Below are 7145 nucleotides of genomic sequence, written 5' to 3' on the forward strand. Positions count from 1 at the left end.
CGGGCCAACCGCATCGCCCGCCTGATCGACGAGGACCAGCCTCTCGGCCGGGCGCTCGCCCCGGACGGACCGCTGGATCGGCTACTTCGGCCAGGAGGGGTCGTCGACAAGGTGACGGCTCCCGGCGGCGCGCTCGATCGGCTGACCCAGGAGGACGGCGGGCTGATGCGCGCCATCGAGCCCGGAGGGCTGGTCGATCAGCTGCTCGACGAGGAAGGGCTGATCGAGCGGGTGCTCGCCGAGGACGGGCTGGCCGACCGGCTGCTGGCCGAAGGTGGGTTGATCGACAAGCTCACCGCACGGAACGGACCGCTGGAGCAGTTGGCCGACGTCGCCGACACGTTGAACCGCCTGGCCCCGGGGCTGGAGGCGCTGGCGCCGACGATCGACGCGCTGTACGAAGCCGTCAACACCCTCAGCGCAGTGGTCAATCCGCTCAGCAATATCGCCGACCGGATCCCGTTCCCCGGTCGCAGGCCCGGCCGCCGCCCGTCGGCGCGGCCGGTGTCCTCACAGCGGGTCATCGACCACGAGGACTGAGCCGATAAGATAAGGCCGGTTTCGGCCCGCCCCCTTAGCTCAGTGGTAGAGCGTTCGCCTTGTAAGCGGAATGCCATCGGTTCAATCCCGATAGGGGGCTCCACTAGGCGCGGCTCAAGTCCGGCGGCTCGTTGTCGGTAGCCGGTCGTAGCTTCGGCGCATGAGACAGTGCCGCGGCTGCGGTTCAGCACTCTCGAAGCGCAGCCAAAAGATTTACTGCAGTAACGCATGTCAGGCGTTGGTCCGGCGCGATACCGGTACCAAACGTTGGCTCGAATCAGGCGAAGCGGTCATCGCCACATACCAGGATCACTACGTTCGGCAGTATCTCGCCGACGCCCAGTCGGGCTGCTGCGCGATCTGCGGCGGGACCAGGGAGTGGCTGGGCCTGCCCCTCGCATTGGTGTTGGACCACATCGACGGGAACCCGACGAACAATCGACGGGAAAACCTGCGGCTGGTCTGTCCGAACTGCGACTCGCAGCTACCGACGTACAAGAGCCGGAACCGTGGCAACGGGCGCCACTACCGCCGACAGCGATACGCCAACGGTCAGTCGTTCTGACAGGGGCTCGGTCCGTAGTCGTTCACGTTCGACGTGTCCGGAGGGCGCGGCAACTACTAGCGGTATCGCGCCGTCGTCGCCGAAGTCCACGGAGAAACAGCCTCTGCCTGCATTGACGCCAGTCAACACGACTACGTGCGCTGGCATGATCGACCAATGCCCGCAGCCCCAAGGGTCGAGCTGCGGTCTGCAACCGTCGGAGATGCGGCCTTCATCGTCGAGATGGCGCGTCACGCTTGCGTCATCGAGGATTGGCCCCTTCCCGACGAAGACTCCGAAGACACCCAAAGTCTCCTTTCACCACGAGCCTCCGCTCCTTCTCGACGCCGACGCCGTTGCGTTGCCGGAATCGCCATCGCCGTCACGCCCGAGCGGCGCGGAAGCGGTATCGGTGGCTCGCTCTTGGATGAGTTGTTCGTGCGCTGCACGGATAGGCATGCGGCGCTCAGCCTGAACGTCCACGAACGAAACCCGGCGTCACACCTGCACGAGCGCAAGGGTTTTCGAGTGCTGGGCCAAGGGCGCGGAACCCTCGGTATCGCAATGCGCAAGGAGCTGCGTGATTGATCAGCCAATGGCGAGCGTATCCAGAATCGTTTGGCGACAAGGCAAACGCGCTACCGGCATTCCAGCTAGCCACCATGCGGGAGTTCCGATTCTTCTGAAGCAGTTTGGTGGCTAGCACCGACGACAACGGTGCCCGCGGCGAGCATTCTTGAGATACCTGCCGAGGTCGAAAGCGCTCGGCGGAAACCGATTTTCAGCCGACATCGCAAAGCGATGCACACCAAATAAGGAGAAGAAAACAATGTCGAAACTACGAATCGTCGCGCCACTGGTCCTCGCCGCCTCCGCGGCAGCCATTGGACTGGCACCGATCGCCGCGGCCGACGCCACCGTGAATCAGACCCCGGGAAATGTGCAAGTCACCGCCACTCCCGGGATAGCCTCGCAGGAGGCCGCCCAAAACCAACAGCCATTCGGTGGCGACCAAGGTGCCCTGCTCTACCACCACCGCTGACAACGACCACGCGCGCCAGATCCGTTTCCGTCTAACTCCGAGCCATCAGGTAGCGGGTTCTTGGCGTTTTTTCAGGTACCTCGGTTATCTTCGAATTGGGAGTGTCGCGCGGCACTCTCCAACGCATCGGCCCCGCCACCTACCCCCCTGGTGACGGGGCCGACGCCGTTCGGTGGCCGCTCACGACCACCGTGGTCCAAGCATCCTGTCTGCGCCGGCGGCACGCATGCGTAATCGACTACTCGTATGTGAAGAATGGGCGGCGGCCGCGGGCTGCGCTGTGTTCTCAACACAGGGTTGCTCCCGCGACCTCCTCATGAGGGTTGAGACGTAGCCAACCGGCAAACCCCAATCAATGGGCTGCATACCCCGGTATGCCACGCCCAATCCCCGAATGGCGAGGCGCCGGGCACGTCCGACTAAACGGTGACGCGCTCGGCCATCGTGGCCTGCCCTGGCCCCGCGAGTTCCTTGACGGCTACCCGCCGACCCGTCATCGCCATCAGAAGTGCTTCTCCGGTGCCGGTGACTTCTGGGCCGTCACCGTGCTGCCACGCGACATCGGTGGCTGTCAGTCGTAGTCCTCGGATGCGCCGCCCCGCTCCCAGTCGTGGATTTCGGGGCACCAGAGGCAGAATCCGTTCGAGGCGATCAACGGGTACAGCGCGCGGATGGCCGAGTGCTCGGCGGATGTCCTGGTGGTGAACGGTTCCATCGACGAGCGCAATCATTCCGCCGAAACCAGAAGTAAGCCCCTTCGGATGGAGGTGTCTGCCGAGGAACTCCATCAGTTCCTGCGGGGACATCGATGCGAACTCCTCGACGCCGACTTCATTGGCGTGTACGAGCCAGCCCTTTGCGAAACGCTTCATCAAGCCGAACGGCGTCAATTCTTCGTAGCTGACAACGTGTGCAACGACGTCCTTCACCGTCCATCGGTCGCAGAGGCTCTGTGCATGCCACTCCTGCGGTGTCAGCGTTTCAAGGAACTCGGCAAGGTCGGCCCGCTCGTCACGAGCCATATCCATGAGCGATTTCTGATCGGCGTTCATCGCGACACCTCCGTCATCGCCATCTCGACGTAGCGGCTGAGGTAAATCTGACACATCGACGCGCAGCTGTCGCATCCGATTGGAGAAAGATAGTTGCTTTCGAAGACAACAATTCCGCAGATCCGCCGACCATAAATGCGGTTTTACCTGCACAGACACCTGCCGGCCGCGTCGGTGGTCTCGACGCGAAGAAAGTTTGCGGACCCTTTTGCCGTTCGGCCATAGGCGACGTCGCACGCGAGGAGACTTCAGCCGTGCCGGGAGATCCCTCCCCGCACAACAACCCGTTCGGGGCCTATTACTAGGAGGCACACATGAAGTACGTCATGGCCTGGACGAGCCGGTTCGGCGGCTCTGGCAAAGAAAATGAAGAGTCCGCGGAGCGGGCCCTGCAACTGTTCTCGAAGTGGCAGGCACCCGCCGGCTCGACGTTCCACCAGTTCGTCGGACGACTCGATGGAGACGGAGGTTTCGCCGTAGTGGAGACCGACAATCCGGCAGAACTGCTCGACGGCACTGGCAAGTTCGCCCCGTTCAACATCTTCCAGATCTACCCCGTCGTCGATATGGCTGACTGGGTGCAGTCGACGCAGGTTGGCGTCGAGTTCAGGGGGTCGATCAGCTGAAAACCGCAACACATTGAAGGGGTCGCGCCTGGGTGCGCGGCCCCTTCTATCTCCGTGCGCTCGGGCGCTAGCGCCCGGCCAAGGACGACTCATCGTGCAATCAATCCTCGCGATGTCCGATGAGACCGCTCGCCGAATTGCATGATGATCGATGTGGTGAACCTCAACATCGTGCTGCCGTCGGTCAAAGCCCCAGAATCGAAGGCGCTGTACGACAAGGTGCGCGAGATGGCAGCTGCTACCGAGAGTGTCAGCGACCAGGATTTGGTGGACACTCTGCTCAGCGGTCTGTTCAACATCGTCGCCAAACTCGAGTCGCAGAGCCAGGAACGCTAGCGGCGCACGCAACCTCCTGCTTCCCGCGACCGCGCCACGGCTCGTCCGCCGGGGCATGTTGCGCGGGGATTCTGCACATCGTCGCCGTTATGTTCGTCTAGGTCGGGAGCATCTGGACGGAGGAGGCAAGCCATGGCTGAAGCTGGGGTCTGGGTGGCGTGGGGAATTCCGGCCCGCGGGCGCGAACGGCAGGCGCTCGATCTCCTCAAGCACACGACGACGGACTATCTCGAGCGCCTCGTGCAGGACGGACGGATCGAGCGCTTCGATTCGGCGATCCTCAAACCGCAGAGCACGGAATTGGGTGGCTTCATCCTGATTCAGGGCACGAAAGAGCAGATCGACTGTCTCCGCGGTGACCACGACTTCGGCCGATGGGTCACCCAGGTTCAATTGGTCGCCGACAAGGTCGGAATCGTCGATGCCTGGGTCAACCAGGGCCTCCCCGAAGCCATCGACCTCTACGAGGAAGCACTCAAACGGCTCGATTGACAAGGCCCGCGGCGTAGCTGGCCGGCGTCCAGCGCACGAAATCAAGGTCAAAAGCCCATGACCATGATTCTGGTGTGAATTTTGAGGTGATTTCGCCTTTTGCTCGACGAGCCCGCCGACGCTGCGATTGAATGTTGCTGATTGACGGGGGCGGCTAAACCAGCACAGAGGGGTTCGAGCATGGGAGCAGCTTCCTCCGTCGGTCGTGTCGGCCGCTTGGCGGTGGCGCTGGGGGTGGGGACGGCGATCGCCACCGGACATGGTGTCGCCTGGGCCGACGAGTCGACGTCGTCGGACGACTCGTCGACCGGAACCGTGCAGTCGACGGGGACCGCGGGGCCGGAGATCGCGTCGCCGGAGTCCAAGCCGGAACCAACGACCGCCCCGGGGACGACGGAGCCCGGCACCTCCACCACGACCACCCAGACCATCAAGAGCCCGACCAGCAACACGACCACGAGCACCCTGCCATCCGGCGTGGTGGTGAGCGCCCAGACCACGACCGGAACACCCGCGTCGCCGACCGAGACGGCGCAGCCGACCACCCAGGCGCCCGAACCCACCGAAACGGCCACGCCGCATCCGACCTCCGATGTCGAGGAGCTGCCCGCCGCCGAGCCCGACCCGACGCCCAACAAGAGCCCATCGGCCTCGGCCACCGCATCGACGACGAAGGCAGTCAAGCCGTCCGCCCCCACGGTGGAAGCGCTTGCCGCCGCGGCCCCGGCGACCGACCCGGACGACACCGTCGCGACGTTCAGCCTGGCGAACGTGCAGGCCGACGAAGCGACGGAAGCCTCCCCGACGATGACCGCGCGGGCCGCCTTCATCACGGACACGCAGCCGGTGGCGCAGATCGCTGCCCCGAACCCGCTGGAGATCGTGACCAGCGTGGTGTCGAGTGTGGTGTCGAGCGTCCTCGGCTGGGCGCTTGGCCCGCTCGCGGGCGCAGGCGCGCCGACGCCTGCCCAGCCGCCGCTGGCGTGGACGTTGCTCGCCTTCGCCCGCCGCGAGTTCGAGAACTTCGTCGCGAACGTCACGGGACGCGCAACCGACACTCCGACCGTCGACGCTCAGACCACCAGCCTCGCACTGGCCGCTGCGATCGCTGCCGCCAACGTGCCGGGCTTCCCCCTGCCCGGTGCGCAGCTCAGCCCGTCGACGCAGTTCGTCAACTGGGTGACCGGGGACTACTACAACACGGGCAACGCCGCACTCGACTGGCCCGACACATTGGCCCGCTTCGGCGTCTCCGGCACCGACATCGGAGTCATGTGGGACAACGGCATGGTCGACGACCCGAGCACCCCCTTCAACGAGCATCAGGTACTCATGGCGTTCGGCGACACGTTCGGCCTGCGCAGCGTCCCCGGTGAGGACTGGCGGTTCAACGTCCTGATGCGCAGCGCGGACACCGATCTCACGGACGGCATCGACGTGCCGGACGGAGAGTTCGGCAACGGCAACATGTTCGGAGGCATGCCGTTGTGGGACGTGCCACCAGGTAGGCCCTACGAGAACTATGCGAGGCGGATCATCAACCCCGAGGCGCTGCCGCCAGGCGCATCGGCCGGAATCACGCTCATTCCGACCGCGGGTATCTCGCTGCCCACGCCCGGTACCCGGTTCGGGGTCACCCAGTACATCAACTTCATGTCGGTGACGAACTGGGGCGCCCCCGGCTCGTGGACCACCAACTTCTCCGGCATCGCCTACTCGGTCGACAACGGCGAGAACTGGAAGGTGGCGCCGACCTCCATCCGGTACAACGACCCGTGGAGCGGTAACGCGAACTTCCAGCAGGGCGCATTCGTGCGACCGGGCGACGGCTACGTGTACAACTACGGCACACCGAACGGCAGGCAGGGCGCCGCGTACGTGTCACGTGTCTTGGAGAAGGACATCGTGGACGTGTCGAAATATGAGTACTACAGCAAGGGCAACCCGGGTGGGTGGTTCGGATGGGGAGCGACGCCGGCCGGGTGGCAGCGGAACAACCCCGCAGCGGCCACCCCCGTGTTCGGCCAGGATCAGGGTGCCTGCGGCGTCGCCAACGCCGGCAACCAGGTCAGCGAGATGTCAGTGCAGTACAACAAGCAGCTGAAGAAGTACGTCACGCTCTACGGCGACCAGTTCAACAACATCGTGATGCGGACGTCGGACACCCCGCAGGGCACGTGGTCGGCGGCCAAAGTGCTGATGGGTCAACAATCCGGAGGCATCTACGCGCCGATGATGCACCCGTGGTCCCCGTCCACGATGGGCAGTGGAACCGACCTCTACTGGAATCTGTCGTGGTGGGGCCAGTACAACGTTGGCTTGGTGCGGACCGACCTGACCAAGGTGTAGGAGGCGGCGTGCTGCGTTGGGCTGGGGTCATGGCGGCAACCGCCGCGGCGTTGTTGTCGGCACCGGCGTTGGCAACCGCCGATCCCGTTGCGCCACAACCGGGTACGTCCTGCAGCGCGAACCTCGGCGATGCGATGACGTGGCCGCCCGACGGTACGGCGCCG

General features: G+C 64.6%; 9 protein-coding genes and 1 tRNA gene. 9 read left to right on the forward strand and 1 reads right to left on the reverse strand.

Translation table 11 applies throughout. The features are described from left to right. From QOC69_RS15330 to QOC69_RS15350, 5 genes are all read left to right on the forward strand, one after another. The coding region (locus tag QOC69_RS15330; RefSeq protein ID WP_526440944.1) for a hypothetical protein at window positions 1-540 on the forward strand (540 nt) is incomplete at its 5' end. Window positions 541-568: 28 nt separating this feature from the next. Further along, window positions 569-643, forward strand: a tRNA-Thr gene (locus QOC69_RS15335). Window positions 644-700: 57 nt separating this feature from the next. Beyond that, entirely contained in the window at window positions 701-1105 is a 405-nt protein-coding gene (locus tag QOC69_RS15340) for an HNH endonuclease signature motif containing protein (RefSeq protein ID WP_526440946.1), read from the forward strand. Between the two features lie 156 nt (window positions 1106-1261). Then, window positions 1262-1672 (forward strand): GNAT family N-acetyltransferase, encoded by a 411-nt coding sequence (locus QOC69_RS15345; protein WP_526440948.1) that lies wholly within the window; start codon window positions 1262-1264, stop codon window positions 1670-1672. Between the two features lie 241 nt (window positions 1673-1913). Beyond that, on the forward strand, window positions 1914-2126 hold the full coding sequence (locus QOC69_RS15350; protein WP_526440950.1) for a hypothetical protein: 213 nt from the start codon (window positions 1914-1916) through the stop codon (window positions 2124-2126). Window positions 2127-2545: 419 nt separating this feature from the next. Here the strand turns inward: QOC69_RS15350 and QOC69_RS15355 are convergent, their stop codons facing one another. Continuing rightward, a complete protein-coding gene (locus tag QOC69_RS15355; RefSeq protein ID WP_526440960.1) occupies window positions 2546-3178 on the reverse strand; it encodes a maleylpyruvate isomerase family mycothiol-dependent enzyme in 633 nt (210 codons plus the stop codon). Between the two features lie 314 nt (window positions 3179-3492). Between QOC69_RS15355 and QOC69_RS15360 the strand changes: the two genes are divergently transcribed. The 4 genes from QOC69_RS15360 to QOC69_RS15375 all read left to right on the forward strand — a co-directional run bounded on the left by QOC69_RS15360 (window position 3493) and on the right by QOC69_RS15375 (window position 6981). After that, window positions 3493-3804, forward strand: a complete 312-nt coding sequence (locus QOC69_RS15360) for a DUF3303 family protein (protein ID WP_526440952.1) — start codon at window positions 3493-3495, stop codon at window positions 3802-3804. Between the two features lie 156 nt (window positions 3805-3960). Next, a complete protein-coding gene (locus QOC69_RS15365) occupies window positions 3961-4140 on the forward strand; it encodes a hypothetical protein (RefSeq protein ID WP_526440954.1) in 180 nt (59 codons plus the stop codon). Between the two features lie 132 nt (window positions 4141-4272). Then, window positions 4273-4632, forward strand: coding sequence for a hypothetical protein (locus QOC69_RS15370; RefSeq protein WP_526440956.1), 360 nt, complete (start codon window positions 4273-4275; stop codon window positions 4630-4632). A gap of 180 nt (window positions 4633-4812) precedes the next feature. Further along, complete coding sequence (locus QOC69_RS15375; RefSeq protein WP_526440958.1) at window positions 4813-6981, forward strand: DUF4185 domain-containing protein; 2169 nt, start codon at window positions 4813-4815, stop codon at window positions 6979-6981. Window positions 6982-7145 lie beyond the last annotated feature (164 nt).

The sequence above is a fragment of the Mycobacterium sp. genome (assembly GCF_032162105.1).
Taxonomy (GTDB): domain Bacteria; phylum Actinomycetota; class Actinomycetes; order Mycobacteriales; family Mycobacteriaceae; genus Mycobacterium.

What these genes read in the sequence shown, in the direction of transcription:
- QOC69_RS15355 (WP_526440960.1), bottom strand. Translation starts at nt 3,178, where the DNA reads ATGAACGCCGATCAGAAATCGCTCATGGATATGGCTCGTGACGAGCGG.
- QOC69_RS15360 (WP_526440952.1), top strand. Translation starts at nt 3,493, where the DNA reads ATGAAGTACGTCATGGCCTGGACGAGCCGGTTCGGCGGCTCTGGCAAA.
- QOC69_RS15370 (WP_526440956.1), top strand. Translation starts at nt 4,273, where the DNA reads ATGGCTGAAGCTGGGGTCTGGGTGGCGTGGGGAATTCCGGCCCGCGGG.
- QOC69_RS15350 (WP_526440950.1), top strand. Translation starts at nt 1,914, where the DNA reads ATGTCGAAACTACGAATCGTCGCGCCACTGGTCCTCGCCGCCTCCGCG.
- QOC69_RS15375 (WP_526440958.1), top strand. Translation starts at nt 4,813, where the DNA reads ATGGGAGCAGCTTCCTCCGTCGGTCGTGTCGGCCGCTTGGCGGTGGCG.
- QOC69_RS15345 (WP_526440948.1), top strand. Translation starts at nt 1,262, where the DNA reads ATGCCCGCAGCCCCAAGGGTCGAGCTGCGGTCTGCAACCGTCGGAGAT.
- QOC69_RS15340 (WP_526440946.1), top strand. Translation starts at nt 701, where the DNA reads ATGAGACAGTGCCGCGGCTGCGGTTCAGCACTCTCGAAGCGCAGCCAA.